The organism is Pseudoalteromonas sp. Z1A8 (assembly GCF_011378855.1).
GTDB lineage: Bacteria > Pseudomonadota > Gammaproteobacteria > Enterobacterales > Alteromonadaceae > Pseudoalteromonas.
Window position 1 is genome coordinate 15,127 of the sequence record NZ_WTLB01000045.1, and the last position, 17,861, is coordinate 32,987.

Below are 17,861 nucleotides of genomic sequence, written 5' to 3' on the forward strand. Positions count from 1 at the left end.
ACAGTCTGCTGCAAAATTAATCACGAAAGGTCAACATGCCCTAGTTAAACCCTATATAGAATAGGGTTTAACAGTTTTTTAATGCAAGCTGACAGGCACATATCGCATGCTGCACGTAACTTTTTAAAGTTAATTAATATCGGGTGTAGAGTCTCTTAAAATAAGCTTTGGCTGAAACACGTGCTTTACTGTTATGCCGCTTTTTTTGTAAATGTCTTTAAGCACTAAGTTAGCCGCAGCTCGGCCCATTTCGGGAACTGGGTTATCTATTGTAGTCAGTGTTGGGTAGAGGTAATTGGTAAAAATTACGTTATCGAACCCAATAATGGCTAAATCTTTTGGTAGGTTAAAACCGTGTTCGCGGGCGTATTTCATAGCACCCGATGCCATTTCGTCATTGGCACATACAAGAGCGGTTATTTGCGCTTTATTTTGAATAAAATGCCTTAAGCCGTCGCTGCCACCGGTTTCTTTAAAGTCGCCCACATAATACAAGCTTTCGTCAAAGGTTAGGTTGTATTCTGCTAGGGCTTTTTTGTGACCTTTTAAACGGTTTGACGCATCTTCTTTAAACTGCGGGCCTGCTATATACGCAATGTTTTTATGACCTTTGTTGATCATAGCTTTAGTGGCTAAGTAGCCGCCCATTACGTTGTCGAGGCTAATGCAGTTATCTTCAATTTCCTTAACGTAGCGGCTCATTAAATAAATAGGGGTTTTACCTTTACTCAGCTCAATTAGATACTCGTTTGATACCGCTTCTACGTGGGCAATAATAGCGTCGCAATTACGGCCTATTAAAAATTCAAAGCCGCTTTTTTCTTTTTTCTCGTCGCTGTGCCCAGGGGTAATAATAACGTGTTTACCCGCTATACGAAGGTGCTCTTCAATGGCTGACATCATCTGACCAAAAAACGGACCATCCAACTCAGAAACTAAAATACCGACGCTGTTTGTGGTACTAGAGGCTAATGAGCGTGCAATAGAACTTGGCTGATAGCCTAGCTCTTTCATTGCTTCTAATACCTTTTTTTTAGTTTTTTTGCTTACGTAGTCGTTGTCGTTAAGCACCCTTGAAACAGTTGATAAAGACACACCTGCCATTTCTGATACTTGATAAATTGTCGCCATTGATGTCCTAGCTTATATGCGTTTTTACTCGCGCTTTATAAAAATATAAAGCGCGAAGGGTCATTAAAAGTTAATTTACACATTACTGCGTCTAATTGCTAAGTCTTCTGTTATTTTTTGCGTCATCGCTGAGGTTAGTGGATAAATAAGCATCAATGCGGCACCTAAAAAAGCAAATGCGGCAGGTATCCAGCTCATAAGTAGCTGCATACCAGGGAGTGCTTGTTTAATTGTAAGCTCATCCATGCCGTTATAGCCATAGCCTGCAAGTACCACTAATACTAATGCACCTGCAAAGCCCCCCCCGGTTTTTTGCACAAATGTACCCGCAGAATAAATTAAGCCTGTAGCGCGGCGTTTGTTTTTCCACTCGGAGTAATCGGCTGAATCACCAAGCATACTAAAAAATAATGTGGGCATCATCGCGGCAAAAAATTCAGCGGCGCAACCAAAGGTAAATACAGCAACCAGGTTATCGCTAGGTACCCAGTAAAATGCAGTAGTGAGTATGCCGCTTAGCATTAACGATGCAATAAAGAGGTTTCGTTTACCCATAATTTCGGCCAGCTTACCTGTGGCAAGTGCACCTAATATAGATACAACCAACAAGGCGATAAAATACTGCCCAGCCATGAGCTCATTAGCTACGTGGTACTTAAAGTAGTACGCAATTACACCGTATTTTATGCCATTAAACATCATGGTTAAAAAACCAATACCGAGTAATACCAACCAAGGTTTGTTGGCCAGAAGATCAACCATGTCGCGTTGTGATCCCGTTAAGCTTTGCTTATCTTTATTGAGTAATTTTTTAATAACGAACGTCATTGCAGCCATAACAAGGGCAAAAAATACGCCGCTGTATAAATCGCGGTAATAAAAAAACAGGGTGGTAGCAAGCAAAGGTAGTATTATAAATGGCAGGCTTTTAGTTAAATCAAACAACTCTGATTTTAAATTGCCTTCATTTGAGGCGTGCGGTGTTACACGCTCCTTGGTGGTCGCAAACGTTATAATCATTAAAATAATAAGTAAGCTGGCAAACAAGTACATAGTAAGCTGATAGCCTTTGGCGTTGTCGCCTGCGCCAAAAAATGCCACTAGCTCAGGTAAAAAACCCATCACTAATAAACCACCAGTAAACGCACCTGCAAACCTAAAACCAGAGAGCTTTGTGCGCTCTGTATCGTCGGGTGTCATAACGCCCATAAGTGCCGAGTAGGGTACGTTACTTACGGTGTAAGCAAGCGTTAAACCTATGTAGGTTACGTAAGCATAAATAAGTTTATTGGTGGTGCTAAAGTCGGGTGTGGTAAAACACAGCACCATAAACAAGCCCAAAAACGGTGCTGAGTAGAGTATCCACGGTCGAAATTTACCAAAGCGCGACTGCGTTCTGTCGGCAATCATACCCATAATAATATCGGTTACGCCATCAGATAGCCTTACAACCAAAAATAACATGGCAGCAGCTGCAGCCGATATGCCAAATGTATCGGTGTAAAACACCGCTAAATAAGCAAGCGCACCGCGCCATACTAAGTTAGCGCCGGCATCGCCCATGGCGTAACCGACTTTTTCGTATAAAGGGAGTTTGTTCACAGTGTGTGTTCTTATTGTTATAAGCCGATAATTTATCGGCTTGTTATGAGTTTAGTGTACGCTTTACCACTAGCTTTAACAGTTCGTTTTTGTGTGTTGTAATCTACATGTACTATACCAAAGCGCTTTAAATATCCTTCTGCCCATTCAAAGTTATCCATTAGGCTCCACGCAAAGTAACCATCTACTTTTACGCCTTGCTCTGCTGCGTTATGCAGGGCATTTAAATGCTCGTGGTAGTATTCAATACGATCGTTGTCTTTTACTTCGCCGTCTTTAAATTCGTCAGCCATGGCTGCACCGTTTTCGGTAATATAAATAGGTGGTAGGGTGTATTTTTCGTTTAACGATACAAGTAATTCTGTAAGCGCTTTAGGATAAATTTCCCAACCTATATCGGTCATTGGCGTTTTGTGTGGCAGTCCGTGATAAAAGTCGGTTTCGCTTGCTTGATAATGCATGCGGGTATAAAAGTTAACCCCTAGGTAATCTAGTGGTTGAGCAATTATTTCCATGTCGCCTTCTAAAATATCAGGGCGGTGGGCTTTAGGTAATTGGGAAATTATATCTGGGTACTTACCTTGCATTACAGGCTGCATATACCATTGGTTTATGTAGTCATCAGCAAATGCAGTGGCTTTTAAATCTTCTTCGCTTTGGGTAACTGAATAACAAGGCGTAAAGTTAAGCACAATACCGTTTAGCGTATTTGGGCTATTTTTAGCAAGTACTTGCATAGCCAAACCGTGACCTAGTAATAAGTGGTGCGCGGCTTTACGACCAAATTCGCGACCTACAATACCCGGAGCATGTACGCCAATTTCGTAGCCTAAAAATGAGCTGCAAAACGGTTCGTTTAAAGTGGCGTACGAGTGCACGCGTTCACCAAAAGCTTGGGTAATTAAATCTGTGTAATGGGCAAATTCGTAAGCGGTATTACGGTTTAGCCAGCCACCTTCGTCTTCAATGTGTTGTGGTAAATCCCAGTGGTACAGCGTTACAAAAGCTTTAATATTACGGCGTTTTAGCTCATCTAAAATGTCGGTATAAAACTTAACGCCGGTAGGGTTTAAGTGACCGCTTTTAGTCATTACGCGTGGCCAAGAAATAGAAAGTCTGTAAGCGTCTACGCCTAATGACTCTATTAGGTCTATATCGTCTTTCCAGCGAGTGTAGTGCTCGCAAGCTATATCGCCATTTGAATTATCGACTATTTTGCCTTCTTTACTGCAAAAGGTATCCCAAATACATGGCAAGCGATCGGTTGCGCCGCCTTCAATTTGAAATGAGGCCGTAGCTACACCATAAGTAAAATTTTTGGCTAAAAGTGGTGAGCCACTAGGTAAAGATAATTGTTTCATTAAGAGAAAACCTCTGCTTCTTTGTAGTAAATTTTGCTTTTATTTATAGTTTATAAATTGCATTGGTGGAAGCGCTTCCATATTTAATTTGATTAATCACTAAGGATGGTATTTAATAACTTTAAGGAAGCGCTTCCATATTTAGGTTAGTGGCTATTGCTAAGTAGGTCAATAGTTAAATTTAAATAACAAATAGGCGCTGCACAAAAACACACTGACACAACACAGGGCTATAAAAATGAAAAAAAGCTTAAACACTAACAGGTTACGAATGCTCCCTATTTTAATAGGCGGATTATGCGTTTTAAGTGCGTGTAATAAACAAGAGGCTAACGCTGATAATAACCAAAGCGCGGTAACCAAAAGTGCTGAGCATGAGCAAGGTGATTTATCACTTTGGCCAACGCTTAAAAGTAAGGTAGTAAAAACGCCTGAAATTGAAAAAACAATTGCTCAGTATTTAAAAACAATGACGCTTGAGCAAAAAGTAGCGCAGATGATCCAGCCAGAAATTCGCGATATAACCGCTGCAGACATGCGCAAATATGGTTTTGGTTCTTATTTAAATGGCGGTGGCTCTTTTCCGAGTGCGAATAAACATGCAACGCCTGCCGATTGGATAAAGCTTGCTGAGAGTATGTATCAGGCATCGGTTGATGACTCAATTGATGGCAGTAAAATTCCAACTATGTGGGGTACTGATGCGGTACATGGTCATAATAATGTGATTGGCGCGACGTTATTTCCGCACAATATTGGTTTAGGTGCAGCAAATAATCCTGCATTAATTGAGCGAATTGCAGCGGCTACGGCAATAGAAGTAATGGCAACAGGCATAGATTGGGTGTTTGCACCAACAGTAGCGGTAGTACGCGACGACCGATGGGGCAGAACGTACGAAGGCTACTCAGAAGACCCTGCAATTGTGCGTGAATATTCAGCCGCAATTGTAAACGGATTGCAAGGCAGAGCCGATGAGGACTTTTTAAGTGACAAACGCGTAATTAGTACCGTTAAACACTTTGTAGGCGATGGCGGCACGGTAGATGGTGACGATCAGGGTGACAACATTGATAGCGAAGAGACGTTATATAACATTCATGCGCAAGGTTATATTGGCGGCCTAACAGCGGGTAGCCAGTCGGTTATGGCATCGTTTAATAGCTGGAATGGCAAAAAGAATCACGGTAATAAATATCTACTTACAGATGTACTAAAAACAAAAATGGGTTTTGATGGCTTTGTTGTAGGAGATTGGAACGGGCACGGACAAGTTGCCGGCTGTACAAATGAAAGTTGCCCGCAAGCTGTTAATGCGGGGCTTGATATTTTTATGGTACCAACGGGTGCTTGGAAACCACTTTATGAAAATACAATTAAACAAGTAAAAGCGGGCACAATAACAATGGCGCGAATAGATGACGCCGTAGCACGTATTTTACGCGTTAAATTACGCGCGGGTTTATTTGATAAACCAAGCCCTGCAAATCGAAAATATTCAGGTAAGTTAGAACTAATAGGTGCGCCTGCACATCGCGATATTGCCCGCCAAGCGGTGCAAGAGTCGTTAGTGCTACTTAAAAACAACAACCATTTATTACCGCTTAACCCGTCTAGTAACATACTGATTGCAGGCGATGCGGCCGATAACATAGGCAAGCAATCGGGTGGCTGGAGTATTACGTGGCAGGGCACTAATAATCAAAATGCAGATTTTCCTGGAGCAACGTCTATTTATGCGGGGCTAAAAACGCAAATAGAGGCTGCTGGCGGTAACGCTATTTTAAGCCCAACGGGTGAATTTAATACCAAACCCGATGTAGCCATTGTTGTATTTGGCGAAGAACCATACGCAGAGGGGCATGGCGATAAAGACAACCTTGAGTTTGAACGTAACAATAAACGTTCTCTTAAAATATTAAAAACATTAAAGCAGCAAGGTATTGCGGTGGTATCGGTGTTTATATCGGGCAGACCAATGTGGGTTAACAGCGAGCTAAACGCGTCAGATGCATTTGTAGCAGCATGGCTTCCTGGCACTGAAGGACAAGGCATTGCAGATGTTTTGCTAGCGGATGCAAGTGGGCAGGTACAATACGATTTTAAAGGTAAGTTGTCGTTTTCGTGGCCTAAATCGCCACTGCAAACCGCAGTAAATAAGGGCGATGCTGATTACTCACCACTATTACCCTATGGCTTTGGCTTAACGTATAAAGATGAAAGTACGCTTGCCAATAATCTAAATGAAGACTCAGGTGTTGATATTAGTAACCTTGCGCCGCTATCTATATTTAATGGCAGCTTTAAAACACCGTGGCGCTTGTTTTTAAATTCAAACAGCGAGCAGCACCAAGTAGCAAGTAACAGTGTAAAGCTCGGCGGCATTACTTATCGCACTGAAGATAAAGCGATTCAAGAAGATGCGATGCAGTTTAATTTTGATGGTACTGCAGCCAGCTACATCGAAATTAATAGTAACTTTACCGAAGACAAAGTGGCCTACATTGAAGCAAATTCAGCCCTTAGCTTTAGCTATAAAGTTAATCAAATACCTAGCTCACAGACATACCTTGCAATGAAGTGCGAACAAGGTTGTGGTGGCAAGCTTGATATTACCAATGAGCTTAAAAATACTGATTTAAATACATGGCAAACCATGAGTATAGATTTAACGTGTTTTGCTAAAAAGGGCGTTGATTTTGCCAGAGTAACCAGCCCTTTTATTATTAAAACAGCAGGAGAGCTTAATGTTTCAGTTGCAAATATTAGCTTTGAACCACAAAGCGCTAAAAGCGCCATGGTTAAGTGTGAATAATAAAACCTAAAAGTTGTTGTGTGTATCCAAAGCCCTGAGGGCGTGTTGATCTTTGTGGATTGAAATTTGTTCAATCTAGGGGCAATTTAATCGCGGCGAGAGGTTTGTAACCTAGTGGGCTAAGTGAAAACCGAGCAACAAAGAGTAAATTGCCCCTAGGCAGAACCCTACGGGCAGCGCATGTTTGGCATTTATGCTACGTTATCGCCTATTTATGGGGAATAACCACACTACATAGGCTCTGCCTTGCCTAAAAACCAAACATACTGCTGCAAATTCAACCACCAAAGAACAACACGCCCTGTTAAGGGCTTTTTTATGCTGGGCAATACTGCTTTAAAAATTCATGATGAGGCGGTAATTGGCTTACGCGTTGCTCTATTTGTTGCTTAATACCGTGTAAAAAACGGGTGAGTTCTTCATCGCTCATCATGCTGGCTATTAAGTGATGTTGATTAGGCTCAATACCTTGACCAAGCATAACTTGCACCCACGAATCGACTCTAAAAATATCGCCATCGTCTAAAAATACACGGCCAGTTTGCTTAAACAAATCAATTTTGTGCTGAAGTGTTTTTGGCACCTCCATCGCACTACAGTGTTGCCAAAACTCACTGTCATCGCGATTAGTTACTTTGTAGTGCAGCACAATAAAGTCGCGAATATTTTCAATTTCGCTTTTAAGTTGTTTATTGTATTCGTCAATGGCGTGATTGGTAATGCCATTAAACGGAAATAAACGCATAAAGCGAATAATACCCGACATAATTAAGTGAATGCTGGTGGACTCAAGTGGTTCAACAAATCCGCTAGCAAGGCCAAGCGCTAAGCAGTTTTTGTTCCAGCCTTTTAAGCGACGACCAGTTTTAAATTTAATAACACGCGGCTCTGTAAGCGTCTCACCTTCAATGTTATTTAATAGTAAGGTTTTGGCTTGCTCGTCATTTATATATTGGCTGCAATACACTAAGCCAATACCTACACGGTTTTGCAGCGGTATACGCCATTGCCATCCGCTTTTATGGGCAATAGAGCGGGTAAGTGGCAATACAGTATCGCTAGTTGATTTTGTTTGCACCGCAATAGCGCTGTTACACGGTAGTAAGTGCGACCAGTCTTCGTAGCCAGTATGCAATGCTTGCTCTATTAATAAGCCTCTAAAGCCAGTGCAATCAATAAAAAAGTCGCCGTTAATGTGCTCGCCATTATTTAAAATCAATGATTCTATATGGCCCGTTTTAGTGTTTTTTACTACTTTTTGTATTTTACCTTCAATGCGTTTTACACCTAATGGCTCTGAAAATTCACGTAAAAACTGCGCGTAACGTGTGGCGTCCATATGGTAAGCATAGTTAATGGGGTTTTGCTGATTAAACGCAAATTTACCGCTTTTAGCAGTTTGCAACTCGTAGCAGTAATCGCCAAATGGGTTGTTTATTCCAAGTGCTTTACCTTGCAGCCAAAAGTGATGAAATTCACCCGCCCAACATTCTTTGCCCGTTGCGCCAAATGAGTGAATATAATGGGTGTTTTCATCGCCCCAGTTTTCAAAGCTAATGCCGAGTTTAAAGCTGGCTTGAGTGGCTTTCATAAATGCTTGCTCGTTTATACCCAGCAATTTATGAAATGTACGAATAGGCGGAATTGTTGCCTCGCCAACGCCCACGGTGCCAATATCGTCAGATTCAACAAGGGTTATGTTTATATTGTTGCCAACTAGTTTAGCAAGTGCCGCTGCGGCCATCCAACCGGCAGTGCCGCCTCCAGCAATTACTACGTTTTTAACAGCGTTTGTTTTAGTCATTATGTGGCTGCCCATTATTTGATAAAAGGTGATTTAAAAGCGTGCGATTACTTGGCAGTCCATTTAAGCACTGCGCTATTTTTTCGCGATTTTGCTGAAAATAGTAATCCCCAGCACGTGGGTCGTTAAATGTATTTTGTGCAGATACTGTTTGTGTATTAAAGCCCATGCCATATAAAACGTATTGATAACTGCTTGATGAAAACACTTCTTCGTTTTCAATAAAATCAAAGCGGCTAGGGGGCTGAAATTGCCAAAGCTTAAGTAAGTTTTGTAGACGCTCGGGCGCGGTATTTAAATTACTAATATCTTGCCAATAGGGAGTGTCGTCGCGTTTGCTTAACACATAGTGTAGTTTTAAAAACTCAATAACGCGCTGCCAACGAGTGCTAAAACGGTCATTAAAACGTGTTTTAAGCTGGCTCATGTGGGTGCGGTTTTGCGGTAGTTGCTCGCTTATCATGCTAATTGAAAGCTCAACCATAGCAAGTGCTGACGCTTCAAGTGGCTCTAAAAAGCCAGCAGACATACCCACGGCAACACAGTTTTTAATCCAAAATTGTTGCCTGTAACCAGGGCTGAAATTTAATACGCGGTAGTTAAGTTGCTCAGCTTGTTGCTCACTGGTGCTTTTGGCTATGTAGCTTTTTAATGTGTTTGTTGCGCTTTCATCACTTTGATATTTACTACTAAATACATAACCTGTGCCACGGCGCGTTGGCAGGGCTATATCCCAAATCCAGCCGTTACTTTGCGCTGTAGATAGCGTAGCAGAGGCAATTGGTTGATCGGTGTGTGCATTAGGTATTTGCGCCGCAACAGCGCTGTTATTAAATAAAATATGATCTTGCGCTATAAACTCACTATTAAAATGCTCCCCAATTAAACGAGCACGAGAGCCTGAGCAATCTATAAATAAATCACCTGTTATATCGTCATTATTATTTGTTTTTAATGAAGCAATATAGCCATGTTCGTCGTTAATAACATGGGTTACATCGTCAGTAATATGCGTAACATTTAGATTTTTAACACAGTGATTTTTTAAAAGCTCAGCAAATTTACCCGCATCTAAATGATAGCCATAGTTGGTGACCGCTGCATATTCGGGAGTTTGTAATTGTTTTGGTGCAAGTGCTGCTTGGCATACAAAGCTTTGCATATTAACAACGTCGGCAAATTTTTGGTTAGGTGCAATACGTTGCCAGCTGGCGTGTAAATTAGTGTGCTCGTAGCCTTGTGGATTCATAAAAGGGTGGTAGTAGTTTTCTCCCTCGCTGAGGTTACGCCAATTTATAAATTTAGAACCTTGCTTAAATGACGCGTCGCACTGGGTTATAAAATCAATTTCTTTAATGCCAATACGTTGTAGCGTGTTACGCATTGACGGCCACGTGCCTTCGCCCACGCCTAGTATAGGCACATTTGCCGACTCGATTAATGTGATACTAAGGCGCGGGTGTTCAGCGGCTAATAAGCCTGCGCTTAGCCAACCGGCAGTGCCACCACCTAAAACGACTATTTTTGCTATTGATTTGGTCATGACTTAACACCCTAAAATTGATAACAATTAAACTAGCATTAATACTGTTTTAAATACAAAAAAGCCGCTAGTAAAAACTAACGGCTTTACTTTGTATTACCTTTAGAAGTTGTAACGCATACCAATGTTGTAACGTGCGCCTAGCTGCTGTAGGTTCCATAACTGTGCTGACGTACGGCCATGTTCGCGGCTGTTTTGCTCAGTAATGTTAATGCCTTCAACAAAAAACGAGAGTTTTTCGCTATAGTTGTACGCAACATTAAAGTCGATTTGATAATATTCTTCAGTAAAGCCTGGCTCGTTAATATAACGCGCTGCGCTATTTAAAAACTTATCACGCCAGTTGTAAGCAATACGTGCTTGAAAATCGTCGTTTTCGTACATTGCTATAAAGTTAGCTGTATCGCTTAGACCCACTAGTGCAAATTGTGTAGTAGTAGGGTCAGCGTTTACATCGAAGTCTATGTCGCCATTAACAGTGGTGTAGTTTGCTTGCACACCAAAGCCGCTTTCACCAAAAAAGTGCTGAAAGGCAACTTCAAAACCATCAATAGTGGCATTTTTATTGTTTGTAGGTACTTGTGCTGTAAATTCTAGTAATGGGTCATCACCATTTGCAATTACATCGTAAGCGGCTTCAAACTCTTCGTAGGTCATTGAGTCAAAATCAACGTTGTTTTCTGTTGCTGCAACCATTTGAAATAAGTTTGAATCGGTTACTGCAAGTCCGCGAGATTCTAGCTCAGCAATGGCAGCTTGTGCGCGAGGGCCCGCTGTTGCATCGCGTAATCCGTAGTAGTTTTGCGTCATTGGCGTTAAACCAATAAAGTTTTCGATGTCTTTCGTGTAGTAACCTACCGACACATAGCTTGTTTCTGCAAAGTACCATTCAGCCGATACATCAATATTATCTGATTCAAGTGGCACTAAACCAGGGTTACCTGTTGATGCTGTTGCCTGTGACGAACCAGCGAGCAGAGTCGGACCACTTGGTACACCCACGGTTGCTGCAGAGCTTAAGTTATCGTAAGTTGGGCGTGCAATAGTGGTGCTATAAGAAAAACGTGCTTTTACGTTTTCAATTACTTCTATGTCAAAGTCAAAGCTTGGTAAAAAGTGATCGTAGCTAGATTTAAGCGAAAAATCTTCTTTGTCAGAACCAAAACGTACATTGAAGTCGTTATTGCCTTCCCACGCTACGGCGTTAGGTAAATCGATATTAGCCGTTGAGGTAATGTCGGTAGACTCTTGGCGTGCGCCAATTACGATGTTGTATGGCATATCGCCAATGTAACCGTTGTAAGTAAATTGCACGAACGCTGCTGTTATATCTTCTTCAATGGTGCGGTTAGTTGCAAATGCGCCATCGGCTGCAAAATTAAAGCCGTATTCTTCACCTGCCCAGTAGCCAATTTGCGATGCGCTGCCTGTGAATCCTTGGTTATACGAACCTGATGTATCGTAGTCGTCAAATTCGGCTAAAAAGTTTGTTGGATTTAGGTAGCCATCAGGTAGTTCGCCTGGGTTTTCGATACCCCAGTTACCCATTGTATTACGTGTAAGAGATTGTAGTGAATGGCTTTCCATAGAGCGAGACTCTATGCCAAAGTCAATTGCCCCGTTTTCAATTTCGTATTTACCATGCAATCTAAATTCTGTTACTTCAGACTCTTGGCGAGCAAAGTTAGAATCTAAAATAGACGTTCCCACATCAGAGGCATCTAACGTGTTATTACAATTTAAATTGTCTCGGAGGCAATCATTAAAGTCGATACTCATTGATGGAAGCTCGCGGCTAAAATCAACTTCTTGTGCGTTAACTACGTTTGCGCCTAAGCCTGCGTTTACCCAGCTGCCGTAAGCTGCATCTGGTTTACTAGTTGCTTTTGAATTGTGCGCATCAAACATAAAGCTCAATTCTGAATTGAAATAGTACTCAACGTTTAAGCCAATAGAGTCGTTTTGGTTAACTTGGTTTAGCTCTTGAAACGCTAAACCTAAATCGCGTGTTTGCTGATCGCGACGTTCTTCTTGGTAGTAAATAGGAGTTTTTACTGTGTTATCGTCAAACGTTAGTGCGCTTTTGTAATTATCCATCCATATTGATTGCTCAGCACGGGCTTCGAATAAGTCTTGCTTAGAATAGGTGTAATCAAGCGTGACTGTTAAATCGTCAATTGGGCTATACTGCAGCGTTAATTGCGCGTTTGTTCGAGTACGTTCACTGTCGGCAATGGTGTAGCGCAAATCTGATGGCATTGAATAAAGCTGGCCAACAGCGGGTGCATTAGTTAAAACAATATCGTCTGCAGCTTGTGGAATTGTGCCGTCAAAAGCAGATGTATTCCATTGATTTACAAACGCACCGGTAGATGAACTATCACGTTGCTGCATACTTGCTGTAAGTGAGGCGCCAAATTTAGCTTCGCTGTCGGTCCAGCTAATTAAGCCCGAAAGCTCAGGTGTTATGTCATCACCAACGCGGTTTGTTGAGTCGTGTAATGCTTTTACGCCAATGCTTGAAACAAAGCCTGGGTTATCAAGTGGGCGAGCCGTATTAATATTAATTGTTGCGCCAATACCACCAGATGCAATGCTTGCTTTACCTGTTTTATATACTTCAACCGACTTAACGCTATCAGACGCTAAGTTTGCAAAGTCAAAAGCACGAGAGCTTGGTGTACCACCGCCTGCAGGCAAAGAAGCCGCCGGCATAGTACGTCCGTTTAGGGTTACCATATTGTAGTCGGGGCCAAAACCACGAACAGTCACTTTAGAGCCTTCGCCGTTTGAACGATCAATCGACACACCCGTAATACGCTGTAGTGACTCGGCTAAGTTGGTATCGGGGAATTTACCAATATCTTCAGCTGATATAGCATCTACAACGCCTGCGGCGTCGCGCTTTAATCGAGTTGACTCTTTAATACTGCTCTTAAAACCAGTAACTTGAATTACTTCAACATCGGTATTTGCTTCTTGTGCATATACCGGTAAAGAGATTGATGCGCCTAAAATCAGAGATAGGCTGGTCGCTATCTTTGTTTTTCTTACAATATGGTTGGACATTCGGTTTCCCTCGCACTTTTATCATTATTATTAACAGCTGTATGGAGCTGTTATTGTGTAATTATAAACATTGTCAAATGTATGGAAGCGCTTCCATAAAAGCTCATTTAACTGAGCTTTGTGGAAGCGCTTCCAGAAATGCTAGTTTAAATTTTAAATAGGGTCAACTATTGTTTTAATAAAATGAGACTAAATTGTTTTTAAAATGTATGCTTTTTAAATTTAATTTTATTTAAATTATAAATTACAGGTGGTTATAAAAAACCGTTTTAAATAGTTGTGTAACAACATTTTATTATAAGAAAACTGGTTATTGATTCATTTAGTTATTTAAACACTTTAATAAGGTGTTTAAATCAGCTTTTAGTAAGGGCTAAAATTAATAAGTAGGCCGTTGGTCACTCAACTAGGACAAAACTTAAATTACTTATTACACTCAGCCATAGACTCAACTTAAAACACTATTTATAGGTATTAATAATTATGAGCAATGTAAAACAAGGATTAGCTGCAACCGCTTTAATTATGGCGTCGTTTAGTAGTATTGGCGCGCAGCAATGTAGTGATGTAAGTTTGCAAATTTTAGGCTCGGGCGGCCCTGAGCTTAACGATGGTCGCGCATCAACAAGTTACCTTATTTGGCACGAAAATAAAGCCAGAGTGTTAGTTGACGTAGGCTCTGGTGCCAGTATTGGGTTTGATAAAGCAGGTGCAAAATTTAGTGATGTTGATGCCATTTTATTAAGCCATTTACACACTGATCATGCTGGCGATTTACCTAGTTTTATAAAAGGCAGTTACTTTACATCACGCGATAAAACACTTGCGATATTTGGCCCCCAGGGCAACCGTGTAATGGCTTCTACTAACAAATATGCACAAGCGTTACTAGGTAAGCAGGGCGCATTTAGATACTTAAGTGATTACGTAGAAGGTAATGAAAACTACAAATTAGATATTCGTTCTGTTGCATCAACAAAACAAAATGAATTTAAACAATCACTACAAAGTGATTTGGCTGTTAATGCAATGACAGTTAACCATGGACCTATTCCGGCTTTAGCGTGGAAAGTGAGTATAGCAGGATGCGAACTTGTGTTTGCAGGCGACATGACCGACAAGTTCGGCACATTTACTGACTTTGCTAAAAATGCCGATGTAGTGGTTATGCACAACGCAATTGATGAAAACGCATCAGACGGGGCTAAAAATTTACACATTACCCCAAGTCAAATCACTAAGGTACTAATTGAGGCTGCACCTAAAACGGCGGTTCTATCTCATTTTATGAATCGGTCATTAAAAAATCAGCAATTGTTTAAAAAATCGTTAATTAAATCACTAAAAAGTAACGTAGTTTTTGCAGAAGATGGTTTAAAAATAAACTTATAAAGTATTGCGCATAAGAGTGTTGCGGGTCGCTAGTTTTATCGCTATTTTAAAGGCTCTCTCATAGATGGATTTTATTATGCGCATTAAATTTTTAGCGAGCTTTTATTCTTTCTTCTTGTTTGCACTGTTTGGTTGTGACGACCAAAGTATGGCAATGCAAGATAGCCCTCAGCTAAATAATAATGTAAGTAACTTACCCTCTGATCTCAAAGTAAACACGCCTTCAGCAGCTCAAACAAACGAACCCGCTTTAGTGGTCGGTATGCTGGCAACACATTGTAAAAGTAATGAAGCAGCCTACATTAACGCAAAAATGCATAAAGTTGTGCGTAACCCAGATGAAAGTACAGCCTACAAGTTAGAACCTACCGATAAAGTGCTTTCTATTTGTGTTGCAAAAGATGACTCATCACTTAGTTATCGATTTGGTCGAATTAATGACATAGGGCTTGAAAAAGAAGCCACTCCAGATGCACCATTTGGTAGTTACTACAGGCAAGTAGGGCGTATTGGCGAGAGTATTTTATTTTTTAGTAACGGCGAATATCATTACTACATTATTAACTCAGGCGGTATGGGCAGTGGTGTAACCGTTAATGTTTATAAAAACGATACATTAATTTCTGAGTTGTTTTCGGGTAATGATCCTTATGATGATTTTGTTATAGCAACCGATTTAAACTTCCCTAAAAAATTGGTGAGCGAAAAACAGCCATTTAACAAGCAAATGCAGTAAATAATGACTCCACAGCAGCAAAACGTTATAGAGCAAGGGCACTGGTTTAAAAATCGTAGCCCTTATTTAAAAAGCTTTTTATTAACGCAGGGTAAAATACTCTCGCTTAAAGCTCAGCAATCGTTATTTTTGCGAGGTGATAAGCACGATGGCATTTATGCAGTGCTTAACGGAGTAGTGCGTATTAGTGGCGTAAGTAACGAAGGCAAAGAAGCTGTACTCAGTTTTATTGATTCGTCACTGTGGTTTGGTGAAGTAACCTTGTTTGATGGTGGCCTGCGTACTCATGACGTATATGCACAAACTGATGTTGTGCTTTTTTACGTGCCCCAACGCGAGCTTGAACAGCTATTAAACGAACAGCCACAATATTGGCAAGAGTTTGGTTTATTGCTGGCACAAAAGTTACGGCTAATGTTTACCTCAATGGAAGATCACGCATTACTAAGTGCTGAGCAAAAAGTATGCAATCGACTTTTAATGCTTAGCGAACATACAGAGCACTTAACACCGCTTGTTTTATCTCAGCAGCAACTTGCTGATATGACCTACCTAACGCGCCAAACTATTAATCAAATACTGCAACAGCTTGTTAGCCTACAAGCCATTAGTTTGGGGTATCAACGCATAACTGTTTTAGATAAACAAAAGTTACAGGCGCGTGCTACACAGGCTTAAATAGAGGCTGTTTTTATTTAGTTGGAACCAAAATTGCTACAGATAATGTAACGCAACAATGGATTTGAGCTAATGACTACAATAACCTTTAAAAATCAATATAGTAATTATAACTCTCCTGCGGTAAATAAAGCGGCAGGTTCAAGCGAAGTTGCGGCAACTAATACCCTCCCTAACGAAAAAACAAATGATGTTAAAGGCATTACCTCAGCCCCTAAAGAACCAACGTTTTTAGAAAGTGCTCAAGAAGCGTTGGTTTATCAGCGCTTAGGTGTAAACAAAAACAAAATAGACGAGCTAAAAGCGACAATAGAAGAGCTCATTAAAGAACAGCAAAGTGAGGGCGCAGACCCTAGCGCAATTGCTGATAAAATAGAGGAACTTCAAAAAATGCTTGAGCAAGAGTATCAAAAAGGGCGCGAGCGAACGGATATGAAAGGTGAGCATGAGCCGGGTAAAATAATTTCTGCATTCGTTTAATTTACAAAATGTCGGATACCTGACATTGTTGTTGTGTCTACTTTTGCTAAAGTAAGTTTTATATATAAAAATAAAGGCAAAACAATGAAAACACTTCAACAGCAACTTGGTAAATATGGTTTGTATCATCGTTCTAAGCGCAATGTACTAACGCACTTTTTTGGTATTCCGCTCATTGTATTTGCAGCGTTGTGTTTACTTGCGCGTATTCAAATACCCCTTGGTAGCGTAGTAATTGATGGCGCACAACTTTTTGTATTAGCGTCGGTTGTTTATTATTTTATGCTGAGCTTTTCGCTTGGCTTTATTATGGCCGTAATATTCACTTTGCTCCTTGTTGCTGCTCAGCCCATTGCAGCAATGGCATTTTGGCCTTGGTTGAGTATTGGCGTAGGTGTGTTTGTATTTGGCTGGGTGTTACAGTTTATTGGGCACTATTACGAAGGTAAAAAACCGGCGTTTGTAGATGACCTAATTGGCTTAATTATTGGCCCTTTGTACGTAACTGTTGAGCTACTATTTTTAATGGGCTTTTACAAAACATTAGAAGATGAAATAAACGCAATAGCAGGCTCTACAAAGGCGTAAAATACTTTACTAAGTACCTTAATAAAACTTAATAAATAACAATAAAAGGCAGATAACGCATGCAATATAATAATAAAACCGTGTGGATCACCGGGGCATCATCAGGTATTGGTAAAGAACTTGCTATACAATTTGCCGAGCTTGGAGCGCGCGTTATTTTATCGGCGCGCAATGTAGATAAACTAAACGATTTAAAAGCAACGCTTAAAGGCGAAGGGCACTTAGTTGTGCCGCTTGATTTAGCCCAGCCAGAGCTGGTACTAAGCACAATAATTGCGCAAATGAGCGAGCTTCCTGCAATTGATATTTTAATTAATAACGGCGGCGTATCGCAGCGCAGTTTATTTTTAGAAAACGACTTTAACGTGTATCGCCAATTAATGGAGGTTAATTACTTTGGCTTAATTGCACTGACTAAAGCTGTATTACCTACTATGGTGGCAAGGCGCAGTGGCTCAATTGTGTCTATTAGTAGTGTGGCGGGTAAAGTAGGTTCAAAATTTAGAACAGGTTACTCGGGTTCTAAATATGCGGTTGTTGGTTTTATGGATTGCCTACGTGCAGAAGTTAGCGAACATACATAGGTTGGATCTTAAGGAATAAAACTTGAAAACATGCTCTGAATTTGATCTGATAGTAATCGCCAAACCACTATCTATCCC

General features: G+C 40.8%; 12 protein-coding genes and 1 pseudogene. 7 read left to right on the top strand and 6 right to left on the bottom strand.

Going from position 1 to position 17,861, the window contains the following annotated elements; translation table 11 throughout:
• Nucleotides 1-129: 129 nt before the first annotated feature.
• The 3 genes from GQR55_RS15635 to GQR55_RS15645 all read right to left on the bottom strand — a co-directional run bounded on the left by GQR55_RS15635 (nt 130) and on the right by GQR55_RS15645 (nt 4,094).
• Nucleotides 130-1,131 (bottom strand): LacI family DNA-binding transcriptional regulator, encoded by a 1,002-nt coding sequence (locus tag GQR55_RS15635; protein WP_166421328.1) that lies wholly within the window; start codon nt 1,129-1,131, stop codon nt 130-132.
• Between the two features lie 75 nt (nt 1,132-1,206).
• Nucleotides 1,207-2,733 (bottom strand): MFS transporter, encoded by a 1,527-nt coding sequence (locus GQR55_RS15640; protein ID WP_166421329.1) that lies wholly within the window; start codon nt 2,731-2,733, stop codon nt 1,207-1,209.
• Between the two features lie 32 nt (nt 2,734-2,765).
• Nucleotides 2,766-4,094, bottom strand: a complete 1,329-nt coding sequence (locus tag GQR55_RS15645; RefSeq protein ID WP_166421330.1) for a GH1 family beta-glucosidase — start codon at nt 4,092-4,094, stop codon at nt 2,766-2,768.
• A 238-nt stretch (nt 4,095-4,332) separates the two neighbouring features.
• Between GQR55_RS15645 and GQR55_RS15650 the strand changes: the two genes are divergently transcribed.
• On the top strand, nt 4,333-6,909 hold the full coding sequence (locus tag GQR55_RS15650) for an exo 1,3/1,4-beta-D-glucan glucohydrolase (RefSeq protein WP_166421331.1): 2,577 nt from the start codon (nt 4,333-4,335) through the stop codon (nt 6,907-6,909).
• 316 nt (nt 6,910-7,225) lie between these two features.
• On the opposite strand, the gene GQR55_RS15655 is transcribed toward GQR55_RS15650, so the two are convergent.
• From GQR55_RS15655 to GQR55_RS15665, 3 genes are all read right to left on the bottom strand, one after another.
• On the bottom strand, nt 7,226-8,713 hold the full coding sequence (locus GQR55_RS15655; RefSeq protein WP_166421332.1) for a tryptophan halogenase family protein: 1,488 nt from the start codon (nt 8,711-8,713) through the stop codon (nt 7,226-7,228).
• Nucleotides 8,706-10,256: a tryptophan halogenase family protein gene (locus GQR55_RS15660; protein ID WP_166421333.1), complete on the bottom strand. Its 1,551-nt coding sequence runs from the start codon at nt 10,254-10,256 to the stop codon at nt 8,706-8,708. The genes GQR55_RS15655 and GQR55_RS15660 overlap by 8 nt, the downstream gene beginning before the upstream one ends.
• A 102-nt stretch (nt 10,257-10,358) precedes the next feature.
• Nucleotides 10,359-13,325: a TonB-dependent receptor gene (locus GQR55_RS15665; protein WP_166421334.1), complete on the bottom strand. Its 2,967-nt coding sequence runs from the start codon at nt 13,323-13,325 to the stop codon at nt 10,359-10,361.
• A gap of 483 nt (nt 13,326-13,808) precedes the next feature.
• On the opposite strand from GQR55_RS15665, the gene GQR55_RS15670 reads away from it, so the two are divergent.
• From GQR55_RS15670 to GQR55_RS15695, 6 genes and pseudogenes are all read left to right on the top strand, one after another.
• Nucleotides 13,809-14,717 (top strand): MBL fold metallo-hydrolase, encoded by a 909-nt coding sequence (locus tag GQR55_RS15670; protein ID WP_166421335.1) that lies wholly within the window; start codon nt 13,809-13,811, stop codon nt 14,715-14,717.
• A gap of 76 nt (nt 14,718-14,793) precedes the next feature.
• A complete protein-coding gene (locus GQR55_RS15675; protein ID WP_240916879.1) occupies nt 14,794-15,453 on the top strand; it encodes a hypothetical protein in 660 nt (219 codons plus the stop codon).
• Nucleotides 15,454-15,456: 3 nt separating this feature from the next.
• Nucleotides 15,457-16,131 carry a Crp/Fnr family transcriptional regulator gene (locus GQR55_RS15680; RefSeq protein WP_166421337.1) on the top strand — a complete coding sequence of 225 codons (675 nt, stop codon included), beginning with the start codon at nt 15,457-15,459 and terminating at the stop codon, nt 16,129-16,131.
• Between the two features lie 72 nt (nt 16,132-16,203).
• Nucleotides 16,204-16,611: a hypothetical protein gene (locus GQR55_RS15685; RefSeq protein ID WP_166421338.1), complete on the top strand. Its 408-nt coding sequence runs from the start codon at nt 16,204-16,206 to the stop codon at nt 16,609-16,611.
• Between the two features lie 84 nt (nt 16,612-16,695).
• Nucleotides 16,696-17,199 carry an Mpo1-like protein gene (locus GQR55_RS15690; protein WP_166421339.1) on the top strand — a complete coding sequence of 168 codons (504 nt, stop codon included), beginning with the start codon at nt 16,696-16,698 and terminating at the stop codon, nt 17,197-17,199.
• Nucleotides 17,200-17,258: 59 nt separating this feature from the next.
• Nucleotides 17,259-17,777, top strand: a pseudogene (locus tag GQR55_RS15695) (SDR family NAD(P)-dependent oxidoreductase); the annotation flags it as partial.
• Between the last annotated feature and the right edge of the window lie 84 nt (nt 17,778-17,861).

Bases quoted from the DNA above. Each gene is read 5' to 3' on its own strand.
- GQR55_RS15635 (WP_166421328.1), bottom strand. From the start codon at position 1,131: ATGGCGACAATTTATCAAGTATCAGAAATGGCAGGTGTGTCTTTATCA.
- GQR55_RS15645 (WP_166421330.1), bottom strand. From the start codon at position 4,094: ATGAAACAATTATCTTTACCTAGTGGCTCACCACTTTTAGCCAAAAAT.
- GQR55_RS15650 (WP_166421331.1), top strand. From the start codon at position 4,333: ATGAAAAAAAGCTTAAACACTAACAGGTTACGAATGCTCCCTATTTTA.
- GQR55_RS15655 (WP_166421332.1), bottom strand. From the start codon at position 8,713: ATGACTAAAACAAACGCTGTTAAAAACGTAGTAATTGCTGGAGGCGGC.
- GQR55_RS15660 (WP_166421333.1), bottom strand. From the start codon at position 10,256: ATGACCAAATCAATAGCAAAAATAGTCGTTTTAGGTGGTGGCACTGCC.
- GQR55_RS15665 (WP_166421334.1), bottom strand. From the start codon at position 13,325: ATGTCCAACCATATTGTAAGAAAAACAAAGATAGCGACCAGCCTATCT.
- GQR55_RS15670 (WP_166421335.1), top strand. From the start codon at position 13,809: ATGAGCAATGTAAAACAAGGATTAGCTGCAACCGCTTTAATTATGGCG.
- GQR55_RS15675 (WP_240916879.1), top strand. From the start codon at position 14,794: ATGCGCATTAAATTTTTAGCGAGCTTTTATTCTTTCTTCTTGTTTGCA.
- GQR55_RS15680 (WP_166421337.1), top strand. From the start codon at position 15,457: ATGACTCCACAGCAGCAAAACGTTATAGAGCAAGGGCACTGGTTTAAA.
- GQR55_RS15685 (WP_166421338.1), top strand. From the start codon at position 16,204: ATGACTACAATAACCTTTAAAAATCAATATAGTAATTATAACTCTCCT.
- GQR55_RS15690 (WP_166421339.1), top strand. From the start codon at position 16,696: ATGAAAACACTTCAACAGCAACTTGGTAAATATGGTTTGTATCATCGT.